Annotated in this window: 17 protein-coding genes; 14 read left to right on the top strand and 3 right to left on the bottom strand. The window is 72.1% G+C overall.

Going from position 1 to position 16,999, the window contains the following annotated elements; genetic code table 11:
• Positions 1-19: 19 nt before the first annotated feature.
• The gene (locus B5557_RS20855; protein WP_079660900.1) at positions 20-1,219 is read right to left on the bottom strand and encodes a pyridoxal phosphate-dependent aminotransferase; all 1,200 of its coding nucleotides are present in this window, start codon (positions 1,217-1,219) and stop codon (positions 20-22) included.
• 141 nt (positions 1,220-1,360) lie between these two features.
• Here B5557_RS20855 and B5557_RS20850 point away from each other — a divergent pair, with 141 nt between their 5' ends.
• The 14 genes from B5557_RS20850 to B5557_RS20785 all read left to right on the top strand — a co-directional run bounded on the left by B5557_RS20850 (position 1,361) and on the right by B5557_RS20785 (position 15,486).
• On the top strand, positions 1,361-1,678 hold the full coding sequence (locus B5557_RS20850; protein ID WP_079660899.1) for a hypothetical protein: 318 nt from the start codon (positions 1,361-1,363) through the stop codon (positions 1,676-1,678).
• A gap of 408 nt (positions 1,679-2,086) precedes the next feature.
• Positions 2,087-2,647 (top strand): DUF2617 family protein, encoded by a 561-nt coding sequence (locus tag B5557_RS20845; protein WP_079660898.1) that lies wholly within the window; start codon positions 2,087-2,089, stop codon positions 2,645-2,647.
• Between the two features lie 79 nt (positions 2,648-2,726).
• Entirely contained in the window at positions 2,727-4,376 is a 1,650-nt protein-coding gene (locus B5557_RS20840) for a polyamine aminopropyltransferase (RefSeq protein WP_079660897.1), read from the top strand.
• 124 nt (positions 4,377-4,500) lie between these two features.
• Positions 4,501-5,304 (top strand): SRPBCC domain-containing protein, encoded by an 804-nt coding sequence (locus tag B5557_RS20835; RefSeq protein WP_107472617.1) that lies wholly within the window; start codon positions 4,501-4,503, stop codon positions 5,302-5,304.
• A gap of 64 nt (positions 5,305-5,368) precedes the next feature.
• Positions 5,369-6,157 (top strand): aldose epimerase family protein, encoded by a 789-nt coding sequence (locus B5557_RS20830; protein ID WP_079660895.1) that lies wholly within the window; start codon positions 5,369-5,371, stop codon positions 6,155-6,157.
• A gap of 10 nt (positions 6,158-6,167) precedes the next feature.
• The gene (gene pyrE / locus B5557_RS20825; protein WP_079660894.1) at positions 6,168-6,722 is read left to right on the top strand and encodes an orotate phosphoribosyltransferase; all 555 of its coding nucleotides are present in this window, start codon (positions 6,168-6,170) and stop codon (positions 6,720-6,722) included.
• 117 nt (positions 6,723-6,839) lie between these two features.
• Positions 6,840-7,871 carry a class II fructose-bisphosphate aldolase gene (fbaA, locus tag B5557_RS20820; protein ID WP_079660893.1) on the top strand — a complete coding sequence of 344 codons (1,032 nt, stop codon included), beginning with the start codon at positions 6,840-6,842 and terminating at the stop codon, positions 7,869-7,871.
• 64 nt (positions 7,872-7,935) lie between these two features.
• Entirely contained in the window at positions 7,936-9,405 is a 1,470-nt protein-coding gene (locus B5557_RS20815; RefSeq protein ID WP_079660892.1) for an MFS transporter, read from the top strand.
• 102 nt (positions 9,406-9,507) lie between these two features.
• A complete protein-coding gene (locus B5557_RS20810; protein WP_079660891.1) occupies positions 9,508-9,921 on the top strand; it encodes a DUF3151 domain-containing protein in 414 nt (137 codons plus the stop codon).
• 159 nt (positions 9,922-10,080) lie between these two features.
• The gene (locus tag B5557_RS20805) at positions 10,081-10,911 is read left to right on the top strand and encodes a tryptophan 2,3-dioxygenase family protein (protein WP_079660890.1); all 831 of its coding nucleotides are present in this window, start codon (positions 10,081-10,083) and stop codon (positions 10,909-10,911) included.
• Positions 10,904-12,136 carry a kynureninase gene (gene kynU, locus B5557_RS20800; RefSeq protein WP_079660889.1) on the top strand — a complete coding sequence of 411 codons (1,233 nt, stop codon included), beginning with the start codon at positions 10,904-10,906 and terminating at the stop codon, positions 12,134-12,136. The genes B5557_RS20805 and kynU overlap by 8 nt, the downstream gene beginning before the upstream one ends.
• Before the next feature lie 313 nt (positions 12,137-12,449).
• Positions 12,450-13,334, top strand: a complete 885-nt coding sequence (locus tag B5557_RS20795) for an alpha/beta hydrolase (protein ID WP_079660888.1) — start codon at positions 12,450-12,452, stop codon at positions 13,332-13,334.
• A gap of 104 nt (positions 13,335-13,438) precedes the next feature.
• Positions 13,439-14,824: a sensor histidine kinase gene (locus tag B5557_RS20790; protein ID WP_079660887.1), complete on the top strand. Its 1,386-nt coding sequence runs from the start codon at positions 13,439-13,441 to the stop codon at positions 14,822-14,824.
• A complete protein-coding gene (locus B5557_RS20785; protein ID WP_079660886.1) occupies positions 14,821-15,486 on the top strand; it encodes a response regulator in 666 nt (221 codons plus the stop codon). Before B5557_RS20790 ends, B5557_RS20785 begins: the two co-directional genes overlap by 4 nt.
• Positions 15,487-15,533: 47 nt before the next feature.
• Here the strand turns inward: B5557_RS20785 and B5557_RS20780 are convergent, their stop codons facing one another.
• Positions 15,534-15,872 (bottom strand): MerR family transcriptional regulator, encoded by a 339-nt coding sequence (locus tag B5557_RS20780; RefSeq protein ID WP_079660885.1) that lies wholly within the window; start codon positions 15,870-15,872, stop codon positions 15,534-15,536.
• Between the two features lie 455 nt (positions 15,873-16,327).
• Positions 16,328-16,921 carry a helix-turn-helix domain-containing protein gene (locus tag B5557_RS20775; protein ID WP_079660884.1) on the bottom strand — a complete coding sequence of 198 codons (594 nt, stop codon included), beginning with the start codon at positions 16,919-16,921 and terminating at the stop codon, positions 16,328-16,330.
• Positions 16,922-16,999: the final 78 nt, after the last annotated feature.

Raw genomic sequence — 16,999 nt, 5'->3', positions numbered from 1 at the left:
CGGCCCTGAGGAACGGTGATCAGGGCGCGAATGCCTTGCGGAGCCGTTCCGTCGCGTCCGCCAGTACCTCGATGCGCTTGCAGAACGCGAACCGGACGTAGGGTGCCCCCGTCTCTTTGTGGTCGTAGAAGACCGCGTTCGGGATGGCGACGACACCCGCCCGCTCGGGGAGGGCGCGACAGAAGGCGAAGCCGTCGGTCTCACCGAGGGGGCGGATGTCGGTGGTGACGAAGTATGTGCCTGCCGGCCGGAACACCTTGAAACCCGCCTGCTCCAGCCCGTCCGCGAGCAGCTCCCTCTTACGTCGCATATCGGCGCGGAACTCCTCGAAGAAGCTGTCCGGCAGGCGCAGCGCCTCGGCGACCGCGTACTGGAAGGGGCCCGAGGCCACGTACGTCAGGAACTGCTTGGCGGAACGGACGGCGGAGGTGAGTTCTTGGGTCGCCGTCACCCAGCCGACCTTCCAGCCGGTGAACGAGAACGTCTTGCCGCTCGACCCGATGGTGACCGTGCGCTCCCGCATCCCGGGGAGGGTCGCCAGCGGCACGTGCTCGGCCTCGTCGAAGACCAGGTGCTCGTACACCTCGTCCGTGACGACCAGCAGGTCCCGCTCCACCGCCAGCTCGGCGATCGCGGTCAGCTCCTCGCGGGTGAGGACCGTGCCGGTCGGGTTGTGCGGGGTGTTGATCAGCAACAGCCGGGTGCGGTCCGTCACCGCGTCGCGCAGCTCGTCCAGGTCGAGGCGGAACCGGGCCTGCTCGGGGTCCGGGCGCAGCGTGACGGGCACGCGCGCGGCGCCCGCCATGGCGATGCAGGCCGCGTAGGAGTCGTAGTAAGGCTCCAGGGCCACCACCTCGTCGCCGGGCTCCAGGAGGGCCAGCAGGGTGGCGGCGATGGCCTCCGTGGCGCCGGCGGTGACCAGGACCTCGGTGTCCGGGTCGAAGGAGAGGCCGTAGCGGCCGAGCTGGTGGCCGGCGATCGCCGTGCGCAGCTCGGGGACGCCCGGCCCCGGCGGGTACTGGTTGCCGCGTCCGTCCCGCAGCGCCCGCACGGCTGCCTCGCGGACCTCCTCGGGGCCGTCCGTGTCCGGGAAGCCCTGGCCCAGGTTGATCGAGCCCGTCGCGAGGGCCAGGGCGGACATCTCGGCGAAGATCGTCGTCCCGAACTCGGCGAGGCGACGGTTGAGGAAGGGGCGCGCGGTGGAGGTCATGCCCGACATCCTGCGCCGAAGCTCTGGAGTTCCTCAACTCCGCTTTGGCGGCCGGGACGGCCGGGCATCCCCCGTTCACGCAACGCTCACGCGGCGCGCGAGGCGCCCACGGGGGGCCGCTTCGGGGGAAGAGGGAAGGAGGGTGGCGCCATGGTCTTCGGCATCATCCTGGCGGTGATCGGAATCGTGTTCGTGGCGGCCCTGGTGGTCAACGCGGGGAAGAGCAACGCCGCGAGGTCGCACCGCGGCGGCCGGTCCCACGGACACGGCGGGGGCGGCAGCGCAGCCGCCGGCGGCAGCTGGTGGGCCGGCGGAGGAGACAGCGGCTCCGGCGGAGGAGACAGCGGCTCCGGCGGCGGCCACCACGGCGGTCACGGTGGCGGTCACGGCGGCCACTCCTGCGGCGGCGGCCACTCCTGCGGGGGCGGGTCGTCCTGCGGCGGCGGCGGATGCGGCGGAGGCAGCTGACACGGGGCAGCCGAGCTCCCGGGGGGAGCCGCATCCGGACCGCGGGGCCCGGCCGACCACGGGCTCCGCGGTCGCGCCACGTCGCCGGCGGCCGCAGCGTGTACCCGCGGTCGCGCCGTTCATGTGGGGCGCGCGGATGCATCTCCCACCGCCTGGCGTGCGCCACAGTTGAACAGTTGCGCTGTGGAGCCCCCCGAGGGATGGAAACCCCACGAAGTTGGGTAAAAACGCTGTGGCGCCACCACAGTTCATGATTCCCTCTAAAACACCAACGCAGCCCCTCGGACCCCTTCGGACGTCCCGAGCGGACGACCTTCCCAGACCGGGCTGACCGGGGCCGTTCTCCCGGTGTCGACCGGGGTGCGCCGGACCCAACCTCTCTTCTTTGCGTCTCCGCGGAGTCGACCCATGCTCACGACCCTGAACACCTCCTACACCGACACGCGCGCGGCCGATCTCGCCTGGGCCCTGGGGCGCGAGCCGCTGCCCGCCCTCGCCACCCTCGACCTCGAACTGGGCGGGGCGAAACTCCAGTTGAGACTGCTCGGCGCCTCGCACCAGGTGCTGCTGGACGAGGACCAGGGCTCTTGTTCGGAGACAGTGGCCTGCATCCCCGGCAGCAGCACCCCCCTCCCGCTGGGCGTCGCCAAGCGGCTGGGCGACTGGGAGTACGAGTTCGCGGCACGCGTCGAGGTGCTCTCGCCCGGCCAGTTCGCGGGCCGCGCCCAGGAACTCCTGGCCCTCGTCTCCGAGCATCCGCACGGCCTCGCCGGAGTCTTCCCCGGCAGCCCGCACGCCTTCACCGCCCTGCTCGCCCACCGTCACGAGGGCCAGGTCCACTGGCGCACCTGGCACGCCTACCCGCAGGACGGGCAGTTGGTGGCGACCCGGACGAGAGTCGGGATCCGCGTACCGGCGAGCCTCGACGACCCGTCCCCGACCGGCACCCCCCAGTGGACGGTGACTTAAACGCCCGGCGCCTCCACAGCCCCGAGTTCACACGTGTGGGTGACGAAGGGTACCCGCGCCGTGACGTAACGTCGCAGTCGTGATCGAACCGCACGCGCCGGCCCCACCCGGTGCCCCGCCGCCCTGGCGCGGACCCGCGAGGATCCCCGTCCGGCCGGACACCGGGCGGCTGCTGGTCCTCGCGTGCGTCTTCGTCTGCGCGGCCTGCGGACTCGTCTACGAACTCGAACTCGTCGCCCTCGCCTCCTACTTGATGGGCGACTCCGTCACCCAGGCCTCCGTCGTGCTGTCCGTCATGGTCTTCGCGATGGGCATCGGCTCCCTCGCCGCCAAACGGCTGCGCCGCTTCGCCGCGGCCGGCTTCGGCGCCCTGGAGGCCGGCCTCGCCCTGGTCGGCGGCTGCAGCGCCATGGCGCTGTACGCCGTGTTCGCCTGGACGGGCGACTGGGGCGGCCTGTGGGCCGACGGCCCCCGCATCCTCCTCGTCGCGTTCTCCCTCGCCATCGGCCTGCTCATCGGCGCCGAGGTCCCCCTCCTCATGGAGCTCATCCAGCGCATCCGCCGCCAGGACGCGGGTGGCGCCGTCGCCGACCTCTTCGCCGCCGACTACGTGGGCGCGCTCGTCGGCGGCCTCGCCTTTCCCTTCCTGCTGCTGCCCTTGCTGGGCCAGCTGACGAGCTCGCTGCTGACCGGCGGGGTCAACGTGATCGCCGGCGCCGCCCTGGTCCTGGGCCTCTTCCGGCGCGACCTCACCTGCCGCGCCCGCTGCTTCCTGCTCGTCGCCAACATCGCCGTCCTCGGCGTCCTCGCCTCCGCCGCCGTCCTCGTCGACGACTTCGAACAGGCCGCCCGGCAGGCCGTGTACGGCGACGACGTGCGGGTGGCGGTACGCACCGGCGTCCAGGAGATCGTCCTCACCGGCGGCGTCGAGGGCCGGCCCCTCGACGTCTACCTCGACGGCCGGCTCCGCGTCGGCGGCCGCGACGAGCGCCGCTACCACGAGGCCCTGGTCCACCCCGCGATGAACGGGCCGCACGCGCGCGTGCTGATCCTCGGCGGCGGCGACGGCCTGGCCGCCCGCGAGGCCCTCACCCACCCCGGCGTGCGCCGCGTCGACGTCGTCGACCTCGACCCCGGCCTGGTCCGGCTCGCCCGCACCGACCCCGCCCTGTCCCGCCTCAACGATCACGCCTACGGCGACAGCCGCGTCCACGTCGCCACCGCGGACGCCTTCCACTGGCTGCGCGGAGCGCCCCCGGCGACGTACGACGTGATCGTCACCGATCTGCCCGACCCCGGGATCACGGCCAGCACGAAGCTCTACTCCCAGGAGTTCTACGGCCTCGCCCGCCGCGCGCTCGCCCCCGGCGGCCGCCTCGCCGTGCACGCCGGCCCGGTCGCGACCCGGCGCCGCGTGTTCTGGACGGTCGAGGCGACGATGCGCGCGGCGGGCCTGCACACCGCCCCCTACCGCGTCGACGGCCGCGACACCGGCTTCACCGCCGGCCCCGACCGCACCGCCGACACCTCCCGCGCCCCCGGCGACTGGGGCTTCGTCCTGGCCACCGCCGCCCCCGGCCCGGCCCCCGGCCCACCCCTGCGCCTCGACCACGCCGAGCTCCCCCTGCACACCCTGACCCAGGCGGACCTGACCGCGGACGCCCGGGCCGTACAGGACACCCGGGTGCCGGGCGTACGGGCCTCCACGTTGATCCATCCACGGTACTGACGCCGGGGTGACGCCGTAGTGGCCTGCTCCGAGTGCGGTCGCGTACCACCGGTCGGAGCTCGGCAGGGCCGAATCCCGGTTTCGCCGGGTGCTTTCCGGTGACCGCTGGGTAGGCTCCCCACTCATGGAGCAAGAGGTGTTGGTTCCGGTTCCGGCCGAGCGGCTGCGGGCGGCCCTCGCCGACCCCGCGCAGGTGGCCCGGGCGGTCCCCGGCCTCCAGCAGGACGCCGGCACCGAGCCCGTCGCCGGGCGGCTGAAGGTGCGTATCGGCGGCCACACCATCACCTACCGGGGTGCCGTACGCGTCACGCCACGCGAGGACGGTACGTACGCCGTGGAGGGCGACGCGACCGAGGCCCGCGGCAGCGGCACGGTGAAACTCGCCCTCACCCTGCGGCTGCGGGAGACCGGCGCCGGCACGACGCTCCGCTTCGAGGGGACGGCGTCGGCCGACGGCCGGGTCACCGAACTGCCGCCGGAGACGGTGGACTCGGCGATCGCCCGCCTGCTGAACCGCTTCGCGGCAAACCTGGGAGCGGGCGCGGCCGAGGAGACGGCCGAAGCCGAAGAGGCGGACGACGGCGGCGACGACGTCGAGGTCATCGACGTCCACGACCTCGACGACGAGGACGACATGGACGACGTGGACGACGTGGGCGACGTGGACGAGCCCCTGCCCCCCGCCCCCGTCTTCGAGGACCTCACCGCCCCCGGGGAGCCGCCCGCCGAGGCGGCGCACGCGCGTCGGACGATGATCGGGCGCAGCGCCGAGGAGGTCGACCACGCTCCGCCGCGCGGACGCTACGCTCCCGTCCCGGCCCCGCAGACCGTCGTACCCAACAGCACCCTGCGCTGGGCCGCGCCCGCGGCCGCACTCGTGGTGGCGTCGGCGATCGTGGTCGGCAGGGCACTGCGCCGGCGCGGTTGACGCCGATCTCCGGTCGAGCCCCCTCCGGCCGGGACCCCCTTGATCGCCCCACTAGGCTCGTCCCGTGAGTAACGAAGACATCACGCTGACCGCGGGCGACGCGGAGGTGACCGTGCAGCCGGGCAACGGCGGCCGGGTCGGTGGGCTGCGCGTCGGCGGCCTCGAACTGCTGCGCCAGGGGAAGCGGTTCGGGTGCTTCCCGATGGTTCCCTGGTGCGGCCGGATCCGGGACGGCCGGTTCCGGGACGGCGGAACCGTCCACCAGATGCCGTTGAACGCCGCGCCGAACGCCATCCACGGCACCGTCCGCGACGGCGTCTGGAAGGTCGCGCGGCGGACGGCGGACGAGGTCGTGCTGACGTACGACCTGGTGGAGCCCTGGCCGTACGCGGGCCGCGTCACCCAGGTGGTCACGCTCGCCGAGGACGCCCTGACGCTCGGGATGGCCGTGGAGACGTACGACTCGTCGTTCCCGGCGCAGATCGGCTGGCACCCGTGGTTCAACCGGAACCTCGGGGACGAGGACGTGCGGGTCGCCTTCGAGCCCGCCTGGCAGGAGGAACGCGGCGACGACCATCTGCCCACCGGCAACCGCATCGACCCCACGCCCGGCCCGTGGGACGACTGCTTCGGCATGCCCGGCGGCGTCGACGTCACCCTCACCTGGCCCGGACAGCTCGCGGTGCGGGTGACCAGCCCTGAGGAATGGGTCGTCGTCTACGACGAGCAGGAGGCGGCCGTGTGCGTGGAGCCGCAGACCGGCCCGCCCGACGGCCTGAACACCCTCCCGCGCCTGGTCACGCCCCTGGAGCCGCTGGAGGCCCACACCACCTGGCGCTGGAGCCGCCTCTAAGCTGAGGGGCATGACGGACGTGGATGTACGCGGCGCGCTGCTGCAGCAGATCAAGGACAAGGCCGTGGTACACGGCAAAGTGACCCTGTCGTCGGGTCTGGAGGCCGACTACTACGTCGACCTGCGACGCGTCACCCTCGACGGGGAGGCCGCGCCGCTGGTCGGGCAGGTGCTGCTCGACCTGACCGCCGAACTCGACTTCGACGCGGTGGGCGGTCTGACGATGGGCGCCGACCCGGTGGCCGGCGCCATGCTGCACGCGGCCGCCGCGCGGGGCCGCAGGCTGGACGCCTTCGTCGTGCGCAAGGCGGCGAAGGCGCACGGACTGCAGCGGCGCGTCGAGGGCCCGGACATCGCGGGCCGGCGCGTGCTCGTGGTGGAGGACACCTCCACCACCGGCGGTTCGCCGCTCGCCGCCGTGGAGGCCGTGCGCGAGGCGGGCGCCGAGGTGGTGGCCGTCGCGACCATCGTGGACCGGGCGACCGGCGCCGACGAGAAGATCCGCGAGGGCGCGGGGGTGCCCTACCTGTTCGCGTTCTCCAAGGACGACCTGGGCCTCGACTGACCTGCCCCGGCATGTCTGGAAAGATGGGGACGACGATGACGTCGCATCCCAGGTCTAGGTCAGGGCCGTAAGCACCCAGTTCACAGCACGCAACCCGCACACCCAAGGAGCGGACGAATGCCCATCGCAACCCCCGAGGTCTACAACGAGATGCTCGACCGGGCGAAGGCAGGCAAGTTCGCCTACCCGGCCATCAACGTGACCTCGTCCCAGACCCTGCACGCGGCGCTGCGCGGCTTCGCCGAGGCGGAGAGCGACGGCATCATCCAGATCACGACGGGTGGCGCCGAGTTCGCGGGCGGCCAGTACAGCAAGGACATGGTGACGGGCGCCCTGGCCCTCGCCGAGTTCGCGCACATCGTCGCCGAGAAGTACCCGGTCACCGTCGCGCTGCACACGGACCACTGCCCGAAGGACAAGCTCGACGGGTTCGTGCGGCCGCTGCTCGCGATCTCCGAGGAGCGCGTCAAGGCCGGCCGCAACCCGCTGTTCCAGTCGCACATGTGGGACGGCTCGGCGGAGACCCTCGCCGACAACCTCTCCGTCGCGCAGGAACTGCTGGCCCGCACCGCCGCCGCGAAGATCATCCTCGAGGTGGAGATCACCCCGACCGGCGGCGAGGAGGACGGCGTCTCGCACGAGATCAACGACTCCCTGTACACGACGGTCGACGACGCCGTGCGCACCGTGGAGGCGCTCGGCCTGGGCGACAAGGGCCGCTACCTGCTCGCCGCGTCCTTCGGCAACGTGCACGGCGTGTACAAGCCGGGCAACGTCGTGCTCCGCCCCGACCTGCTCAAGGAGCTGAACGAGGGCATCGCCGCGAAGTACGGCAAGCCGGCCGGCTCCCAGCCGTTCGACTTCGTCTTCCACGGCGGTTCCGGCTCCACCCCGGAGGAGATCGCGACCGCGCTGGAGAACGGCGTCGTCAAGATGAACATCGACACGGACACGCAGTACGCCTTCACGCGTCCCGTCGCCGACCACATGTTCCGCAACTACGACGGCGTCCTGAAGGTCGACGGCGAGGTCGGCTCCAAGAAGACCTACGACCCGCGGACCTGGGGCAAGCTGGCCGAGGCGGGCATGGCCGCGCGTGTCCTCGAGGCCACGCAGAACCTGCGCTCGGCGGGCCAGAAGATCAAGTAAGTCTGTACGGTGCACCGAGCCCGGCGTCTGCCCACGACGCCGGGCTCGCTGTATACCTGAGGACATGCCCGATGTCCGGCTGGCCTCCCCCCAGGGCAAGTGGATCCTGTTCACCACCGTGCTCGGCTCCAGCATGGCCCTGCTGGACTCGACCGTCGTCAACGTCGCCCTGCCGCGCATCGGCCGCGACCTGGACGCCGACCTCGCCGCCCTGCAGTGGACGGTCAACGCCTATCTGCTCACGCTGGCCGGGCTGATCCTGCTCGGCGGTTCTCTCGGGGACCGGTACGGGCGGCGGAAGGTCTTCCTGGTCGGGGTGGTGTGGTTCGCCGCCGCCTCGCTGCTGTGCGGGCTCGCCGCGAACGCCGGGGTGCTGGTCGCCGCCCGTGCCCTGCAAGGCGTCGGGGGCGCGCTCCTCACGCCGGGCTCCCTCGCGATCATCCAGGCCTCCTTCCACCGCGACGACCGGGGGCGGGCGGTCGGCCTGTGGTCGGGGTTCGGGGGCATCGGGGCGGCCGTCGGGCCGTTCCTGGGCGGCTGGCTGGTGGACGGCCCGGGCTGGCGGTGGGTGTTCCTGCTGAACGTGCCGCTGGCGCTGGTGTGCGTGCCGGTGGCGCTGCGGCACGTGCCCGAGTCCGGGGACGGCCGTAAACACGGCCGCTTCGACGTCCTGGGCGCCGTCCTGGGCGCGCTGGCGCTGGCCCTCGTCACGTACGCCCTGATCGAGGCCGGGAGCGGACCGCTGGAGGTGGTCGTGGCGGCGGCGGTCGCGGGCGTGGCGACCGGGGCCGCCTTCGTGGCGGTGGAGCGGCGCCAGCCGGACCCGATGCTTCCGCCCGACATCTTCGCGTCCCGCCAGTTCACGGCCGTCAACCTGGTCACCCTGTGTGTGTACGCGGCGTTCGGCGGGTTCTTCTTCCTCTCCGCGGTCCAGTTGCAGGTGGTGGTCGGCTGGTCGGCCCTCGGCGCGGGCACGGCACTGCTGCCGACGACGGTGCTGATGCTGCTGCTGTCCGCCCGCTCCGGTGAACTGGCCGTCCGCATCGGACCGCGCATCCCGCTCACCGTCGGCCCGCTGCTGTGCGCGGCGGGGATGCTGCTGATGCTGCGGGTGGGGCCGGACGCCTCCTATGTCCCCGACGTCCTGCCGGCCGTCCTGGTCCTCGGCCTCGGCATGGTGTCCCTGGTGGCGCCGCTGACGGCGACCGTCCTGGCCTCCGTGGACGTCGCGCGGGCGGGCCTGGCCAGCGGCATCAACAACGCGGCGGCGCGGGCGGCGGGCCTGATCGCGGTGGCGGCGTTGCCGCTGCTCACCGGGATGGGACAGGAGGCGTACCGCTCGGCGGACGCCTTCGACGACGCGTTCCGTCGGGCGATGATGCTGTGCGCGGGCGTGCTGGCGCTGGGCGCGGTGGTGGCCTTCGCGACCGTACGGCGGCTGCCGCCGGACTGCCGCAGGCCCGAGTGCAGGACGCACGGCAGCGTGCTGGCCCCGCCGCTGGAGGGGGAGCGGGCGAAACCGAGGCTCGGCTGACGCGGGTGGTCACGCAGGTGGTCACGCGGGTGGTACGGCGGTGTGTCTCGTGAGCGCCGGTTCGGGTTCGGTCCGTCCGGCGGCTGGGGGCACACTGGACGCATGTCCATTCACGAGAACCTCCTCGGGGGCCCGCCCCCGACCCACCTCCCCGACGACCCGGAGCCGCGCGAGCTCCTCGCGAACGGCACGGCGCCCGCCGACGTCGCCGCGAAGTACCCGACGTCCTCGCTGGCCTGGGCCCAGCTCGCCGACGACGCGTTCGAGCGGGGCAGCGTGGTGGAGTCCTACGCGTACGCCCGTACGGGGTACCACCGCGGCCTGGACAGTCTGCGGCGGAGCGGCTGGAAGGGCCACGGACCGGTGCCCTGGGAGCACGAGGCGAACCGTGGCTTCCTGCGTGCCCTGCACGCCCTCGCCCGCGCCGCCGGATCCATCGGCGAGCAGGAGGAGTACGAGCGCTGCACGCAGTTCCTGAAGGACTCCTCGGCGACGGCGGCCCAGACGCTGGGCTGACCCCCGCGGCTGCCCGGCCGGGTGTGAGGTCCGTCTGATCAGCTCAGGCGGACCTTGCGTTTTCGCGGGGCCATCGAAGAAGATTTGCCGCGGGGACCGGGGCGTTCTGTCGAAGACGGCAGGTGCGGACCGCTACCCGGAGCAATACAGGAGACAGCGATGTCCCACGAGGCCTCTGAGCCCGAGACCCCGCATCTCGACTTCGCAGGTACGACGCCGTACGAGGACTACGTCAAGGCGGACGTGCTCACCCACCTCCAGCACACCCTCTCCGACGATCCCGGAGAGATGGTCTTCCTGGTCACGACCCAGGTGATGGAGCTGTGGTTCACGGTCATCGTCCATGAGTGGGAGACGGCGGCCGGCGCCCTGCGCTCGGACGACGTGCCGACGGCGATCGCCGCGCTGAAGCGTTCCGTCCGCGAGCTGGAGGCGCTGAACGCCTCCTGGAAGCCGCTCGCACAGCTGACCCCGGCCCAGTTCAACGCCTACCGCTCCGCGCTCGGCGAGGGCTCCGGCTTCCAGTCGGCGATGTACCGCCGCATGGAGTTCCTGCTCGGCGAGAAGTCCGCGTCCATGCTGGTCCCGCACCGCGGCGCACCCCGCGTCCACGCGGAGCTGGAGAAGGCGCTGCACGAGCCGGGCCTGTACGACGAGGTGCTGCGGCTGCTGGCCCGCCGCGGCCACCCGATCCCCTCCTCCGTCCTGGAGCGGGACGTCTCGCAGCGCTACGAGCCCTCCCCGGACGTCGAAGCGGTGTGGACGACCGTCTACTCGGGCGACGAGAGCGACGAGGTCGCCCGCCTCGGCGAGGCGTTGACGGACGTCGCCGAGCTGGTGTGGCGCTGGCGCAACGACCACCTCGTCGCCACCCGCCGCGCGATGGGGGCGAAGGCGGGCACCGGCGGCTCGGCCGGCGTGGCCTGGCTGGAGAAGCGCGCCCAGAAGAACGTGTTCCCGGAGCTGTGGACGGCGAGGTCCCATGTCTGACCGACTCGCCTTCGAGGCAAAGGAGTTGGACGAGGGCGACGAACTCGCGGACCTGCGCGCACGGTTCGTCCTCGACACCGGGTCCGATCACGCCGACGGCGCCGCGGGCGTCTATCTGGACGGCAACTCGCTGGGCGCGCTGCCCGCCGCCGTCCCCGGCCGCGTCGAGGACGTCGTCCGCCGCCAGTGGGGCGAGTTGCGCATCCGCTCCTGGGACGAGAGCGGCTGGTGGACGGCGCCCGAGCGGATCGGCGACCGGATCGCCCCGCTGGTGGGCGCGGCGGCCGGGCAGATCGTGGTCGGCGACTCGACAAGTGTCAACGTCTTCAAGGCACTTGTGGGCGCGGTACGCCTCGCGGACGACGCCGGGGATGCCCGGGACGAGATTCTCGTCGACGCGACGACCTTCCCCACCGACGGCTACATAGCCGAGTCCGCGGCCCGTCTGACCGGCCGCACACTGATCCCGGTGGCACCGGGCGAGGTGCCGGCCGCGCTGTCGGAGCGCACGGCCGCCGTCCTGCTCAACCACGTCGACTACCGCACCGGACGCCTGCACGACCTGCCGTCGCTCACCGCCGCCGTGCACGCGGCGGGCGCGATCGCCGTCTGGGACCTGTGCCACAGCGCGGGCGCCCTGCCGGTGGGCCTCGACGAGCACGGCGTGGACCTCGCGGTGGGCTGCACCTACAAGTACCTGAACGGCGGCCCGGGTTCGCCGGCGTACCTGTACGTCCGACGCGAACTCCAGGACCGTTTCGACTCGCCGCTGCCCGGCTGGAACTCGCACGCCGAACCCTTCGGCATGCGGGAGACGTACGAGCCGGCCCGGGGCGCGCTGCGCGGGCGCGTCGGCACCCCGGACATCCTGTCGATGCTCGCCCTGGAGGCGGCCCTCGACGTCTGGGAGGGCGTGTCGATCGAGACGGTGCGGGCGAAGTCGTTGGCCCTTACGGACTTCTTCCTGGAGTGCGTCGCCGCGTACGTCCCCGACGGGCAGGTCGAGTCGCTGACTCCGGTGCGTCACGAGGAGCGGGGCAGCCAGGTGGCGCTGCGCTGCGACCACGCCGGCGACGTCATGCGGCGGCTCATGGCGCGCGGGGTCGTCGGCGACTTCCGCCGCCCGGACGTCCTCCGCTTCGGCTTCACCCCGCTGTACGTCGGCTTCGCGGACGTGGAACGGGCGGCGCGGATCCTGGGCGAGGAACTGCGCCGGTCCGGCTGATGAAAGAGCTGGCTGGTCGGCCGGATCCGGCTGGTCGTGGATCCCGTTGATCGTGGATCCGACCGATCACCGATGCGGCTGATTGAGCCGACCGGCTCTCCTGGGCGTACTTGGGGGTACGCCCAGGAGATCGGCATCCCTGGCGGGCAGCCCACAGGGGTGACACCAGCAGAACCGTTTACCTCTCACCGAGCGTGACATCCGCGTGTCCGCGCACGTCACGGGCCTGATACCGTCCCGGCCAGCGGCCGAATTCTCCCCTGGTCCACTATCCGTGCCGTCCAAATCCGTTTCGTCGCTGAGAGGTTGGAGCATGCCGGACGACGTTGTCGCAGCCCGGGCCGCCGCTGAGGAGGAGTCGGCCTTCGCGCATCCGCCCGTCGACCCCGACGTCACCAGGTCGTACGGCGACCACCCCGACCAGGTGATCGACTTCTACGCCCCGCGCGTGGAGAGCGGACCGGGCGGTTCCGTCCCGCTCGTCGTCGTACTGCACGGCGGGGCCTGGCGCGCACCGTACGACCGGCGGCACGTCACCCCGTTCGCGGACTTCCTGGCCCGACGGGGGTTCGCCGTGGCCAACGTGGAGTACCGGCGCGGCGCCGAGAGCCCGGCCCCGCAGGGGACATCCCCGATCGCGGGGCGCTGGCCCGACACCTTCGACGACATCGCCGCCGCCCTCGACGCGCTCCCCGCCCTCGTCGGGGAGGCCCTGCCGCAGGCCGACGCCCGCCGCACCGTGCTCACCGGCCACTCGGCGGGCGGACACCTCGCCCTGTGGGCGGCGGCCCGGCATGTGCTGCCCGCCGACGCCCCGTGGCGCACCGGCGGCCCCGCTCCGCTGCGGGGCGTCGTCGCACTCGCCCCGATCGCCGACTTCACGGTCGCCGAGAAACTGGACGTCTGCGGCGGCGCCGCCCGTCAACTCCTCGGCGGCGAGGAGCAGTTCGACGAGCGCCGACCGTACGCCGACCCCGCCCTCCTGCTGCCGACCGGGATCGCGACGACGCTGGTCCAGGGCCGCACCGACCTGGTCGTGCCGCAGGCGGTCGCCGAGGCGTACGCGGACGCGGCGGCGAAGGCGGGCGAGGTGGTGGGCCTGACCCTCCTGGAGGACGTCGGCCACTTCCCGCTCATCGACCCGGCGGCGGACGCGTGCGCGGTGGTGGCGGAGGAGATCGCGCAACTGGCGTGGTGAGGTCCGGAAGGGGAGGGGAGTACCCGTAGTACTTGAGACGGATCCGCTGGAACCCCTCTCACTGGTGACGACGTGGACCCCGCGCTGCGCCTACCGTTTTGCAGGTGACCGACACGACGCAGACGCACACCACGCACCCGGACGACCCGTTCGAGGCCTACCGGCCGCGCAGTCCGGAGTTCCGGGCGGCCGTGGACGCCCTGCGCGGCATGCGCCAGGACCTGTTCCACGACGCCTTCGCCTACCGCCCGCTGCCCCGCCGCGAGCCCACGGGCGTCCTCGCACGCATCGCGAAGGGCCGCAGGGGGGAGTACGCGGTCTGGTCCCGGCACGGGATCGTCGGCGCGGGCGGTGTGCTGGCGATGCTGATCGGCTACACGGACGACGGCGGGGGCCTGTTCGGCACCGTGATCGGCCTGCTCGCCCTGGCGCCGGTGTTGATGACGCTGGTGCGGCCGGTCGGCGCGTTCTGGCTGTCCCTCGCGTCGACGACGGCGGTGGCCCTGGTCGGCACGACCTACGGCAACTGGCCGTGGCTGCCCGGAAGTTTCCTCTCCCACCTGCTGGTCCTGACGGTCGTGGCGATACGCACCCGCCCGCGCACAACGGCGTGGATGTGGCTGCTGACGGGGCTGTACGGCCTTGTCGCCGAGACCGCTTTCAGCTCGGGCCACTACGAGACGAACGTCGCGCCGATGCTGGTGTTCTCCGCGATCATCCTGCTCGCCGTCACCGTCTGGCACATCCGCCGGCAGGCCGAGCAGGAGGTGACGGCCCAGCAGACGGTGACCGCGCACGAGCGTTCCCGGCGCACCCTGCTGGAGGAGCGCACCACGATCGCCCGCGAGCTGCACGACGTGGTCGCGCACCACATGTCGGTGGTCGCGATCCAGGCGGAGGCCGCGCCCTACCGGGTGGAGAATCCGCCACCGGAGCTGGAGAAGGCCTTCTCCACCATCCGGGAGAACGCGGTGGCGGCGCTCACGGAGCTGCGCCGGGTGCTGGGCGTGGTCCGCGCCGAGGACTACGAGGTCCCCGACGCCCCGCAGCCCACCCTCGCCGAGCTGGACGCGCTGCTCGCCAACGTGCGGGAGGCCGGTCTGGACGTGGAGAAGGGGATCACGGGCGCGGTGCGCGAACTGCCGCAGGGTGTGGAGCTGTCGGCGTACCGCATCGTGCAGGAGGCGCTGAGCAACACGCTGCGCCACGCGCCCGGGGCGAGCGCCCGCGTGGAGGTGGGGTACGTCCTGGGCGGCCTGGGCCTGCGCGTGGTGAACGGCCCCCCGCCCAACCCGTCCCTGATCAAGCCGTCTCCCGGAGCAGGCCACGGCATCACGGGCATGCGCGAGCGGGTCACGATGCTGAACGGTGAGATGACGGCGGAACCGACACCGGAGGGGGGCTACGAGGTGACGGTGTTCCTGCCGGTCCCGATGGCTTCCGCGGCTTCCGCTTCTTCCGATTCTTCTCCTGACGAGGGTGGAGCATGACGATCCGCGTACTGATAGCGGACGACCAGATGATGGTGCGCGAGGGCTTCTCGGTCCTGCTGAACGCGATGCCGGACATCGAGGTGGTCGGCGAGGCCGTCAACGGCCGGGAGGCGGTGGAGCGGGTCCGCGAACTGACTCCCGACGTGGTTCTGATGGACATCCGTATGCCCGAGCTGAACGGCATCGAGGCGACGCGCGAGATCGTGGCGGCGGACGGATCGGCGAAGGTTCTGGTCCTGACCACCTTCGACCTGGACGAGTACGTCTACCAGGCGCTCCGCGCGGGGGCGTCGGGCTTCCTCCTGAAGGACGCCTCGGCCCGTCAACTGGCCGACGGGGTACGGGTGGTGGCGGCGGGCGAAGCCCTCCTGGCGCCCTCCGTCACCAGGCGCCTGATCACGGAGTTCTCGAAGCTCTCCGGCTCCCCGCGGCTGTCCCCGACCGCCCAGGCGGCGTACGGCGATCTGACCGAGCGGGAGACGGAGGTGCTGGTCCTGATCGCCCAGGGTCTGTCGAACCTGGAGATAGCCGGCCGGCTGGTGGTGGCGGAGTCGACCATCAAGACCCATGTGAGCAGAATCCTGGTGAAACTGGGCCTACGGGACCGCACCCAGGCCGCGGTGTTCGCGTACGAGGCACGGTTGGTGACGCCCGGCTAGGCATATTGGCCTGTGCGGTCGGGGATGCGGCGCTTCCGGCGTCCTGATCAGGCTGAGGCTTCGGACTCGGGGCCTCGGTTGCGCAGTTGATCGTTGATGCGCTGGGCTTCTTCGAGCTGGTCTTCGAGGATGATGATGCGGCAGGCGGCCTCGATGGGGGTGCCCTGGTCGACGAGTTCGCGGGCACGGGCGGCGATGCGCAGCTGGTAACGGGAGTAACGGCGGTGGCCGCCTTCGGAGCGCAGGGGGGTGATCAGGCGGTGTTCGCCGAGGGTGCGGAGGAAGGCGGGGGTGGTGCCGAGCATCGCGGCGGCCCGGCCCATGGTGTAGGCGGGGTAGTCGTCGTCGTCGAGATTGTCGGCGGGACGGGTACTGGCAGCGGGCATAGACCTCTTCTTTCAGGGACGCGTCGGGGGGCCCGGGTGCCGTACTGGCACCCGGGCCCCGAGCTTTCAACACCATCTACCGGCCTACTGCGCCGGCCTTCTATGTCCGCAGGTTCCGCCCGGGTGGGCGGGGCTGCGGGGATCGCTGATGCGTGACCGGGGACCACCTTCCAATCCGGGGCCTGCGGTACCCGGGCGGACTACTCCCTCGCCCGGGCGATCCTGATGGCGTCTGCTCCTTTTCGTTCGGTGACTCGCTTGTACTGCTGGATACCGCGGGTACTGCTTACGACCCTCAGGGGCCGCGTCCTGCTTGACCTGCTTGCACGGCAGTTCATGTCTGCCGTGCCCACTTCGACTTCCTGGGTACGAAAAAACAGTAACCCCGCGACATGTCGATGTCTACTGTTGCCACGACAGATTTTCTCCGCCCGAGACACGAAGCACGCGACGGGTCAGGGTGTTGTGGACGGGCCGGCGCGGACGACGGCCTGGTCTCCTCGTGGGCCGAACAGGTGCAGGATCTCCACGGCGTTCGTGTCCGCCGGGCCGAACCAGTGGGGCTCGGCGGTGTCGAACTCGGCCACTTCGCCGGGCCGCAGCGTGAAGTCCCGCGCCCCGAGGATGAGGCGTAGCCGGCCGGCGAGGACGTAGAGCCATTCGTAGCCCTCGTGGGTGACCAGTTCCGGCCGGCGGGGCGCCAGTACCTGCTTGAAGACCTGTACGCGGCCCGGGTACTGCGTCAGGGGCACCAGGACGCTTCCGCGCTCCTTGTGCAGGGGCCGCAGGTGTACCCGGGGGTCACCGCTGGCCGGCGCCGCCACCAGCTGGTCGAGTGCGACGCGGTGTGCCCGGGCCAGCGGGATGAGCAGGTCCAGAGTGGGGCGTCGACGGCCCGATTCCACCCGGGACAGTGTGCTGACCGAGATCCCGGTCGTGGCCGCGAGCGCCTCGAGCGTGAGTCCCCGTTCCCGGCGCAGCCTGCGCAACCGGGGCCCGATGCCGTCGAGGATCTGTTCCAGCTCCGCGTCCCCGGATCCTGTGTTCATGGATCAAGTTTTGCAGTGTTCGCAAAATTGATGGGCCGCGGCCGTCGTCCGAGCCGAGTCTTGCCGGGCCATTGTTCC

Origin of the sequence: Streptomyces sp. 3214.6, assembly GCF_900129855.1 — a bacterium.
In the GTDB taxonomy this organism is placed as follows: Bacteria; Actinomycetota; Actinomycetes; order Streptomycetales; family Streptomycetaceae; genus Streptomyces; species Streptomyces soliscabiei.
This window is presented reverse-complemented; position numbering and strand designations above follow the sequence as displayed.

Excerpts from the sequence above, each read along its gene's own strand:
- B5557_RS20855 (WP_079660900.1), bottom strand. The coding sequence starts at position 1,219 with ATGTCGGGCATGACCTCCACCGCGCGCCCCTTCCTCAACCGTCGCCTC.
- B5557_RS20850 (WP_079660899.1), top strand. The coding sequence starts at position 1,361 with ATGGTCTTCGGCATCATCCTGGCGGTGATCGGAATCGTGTTCGTGGCG.
- B5557_RS20845 (WP_079660898.1), top strand. The coding sequence starts at position 2,087 with ATGCTCACGACCCTGAACACCTCCTACACCGACACGCGCGCGGCCGAT.
- B5557_RS20835 (WP_107472617.1), top strand. The coding sequence starts at position 4,501 with ATGGAGCAAGAGGTGTTGGTTCCGGTTCCGGCCGAGCGGCTGCGGGCG.
- pyrE (WP_079660894.1), top strand. The coding sequence starts at position 6,168 with ATGACGGACGTGGATGTACGCGGCGCGCTGCTGCAGCAGATCAAGGAC.
- fbaA (WP_079660893.1), top strand. The coding sequence starts at position 6,840 with ATGCCCATCGCAACCCCCGAGGTCTACAACGAGATGCTCGACCGGGCG.
- B5557_RS20815 (WP_079660892.1), top strand. The coding sequence starts at position 7,936 with ATGCCCGATGTCCGGCTGGCCTCCCCCCAGGGCAAGTGGATCCTGTTC.
- B5557_RS20810 (WP_079660891.1), top strand. The coding sequence starts at position 9,508 with ATGTCCATTCACGAGAACCTCCTCGGGGGCCCGCCCCCGACCCACCTC.
- B5557_RS20805 (WP_079660890.1), top strand. The coding sequence starts at position 10,081 with ATGTCCCACGAGGCCTCTGAGCCCGAGACCCCGCATCTCGACTTCGCA.
- kynU (WP_079660889.1), top strand. The coding sequence starts at position 10,904 with ATGTCTGACCGACTCGCCTTCGAGGCAAAGGAGTTGGACGAGGGCGAC.
- B5557_RS20795 (WP_079660888.1), top strand. The coding sequence starts at position 12,450 with ATGCCGGACGACGTTGTCGCAGCCCGGGCCGCCGCTGAGGAGGAGTCG.
- B5557_RS20785 (WP_079660886.1), top strand. The coding sequence starts at position 14,821 with ATGACGATCCGCGTACTGATAGCGGACGACCAGATGATGGTGCGCGAG.
- B5557_RS20780 (WP_079660885.1), bottom strand. The coding sequence starts at position 15,872 with ATGCCCGCTGCCAGTACCCGTCCCGCCGACAATCTCGACGACGACGAC.
- B5557_RS20775 (WP_079660884.1), bottom strand. The coding sequence starts at position 16,921 with ATGAACACAGGATCCGGGGACGCGGAGCTGGAACAGATCCTCGACGGC.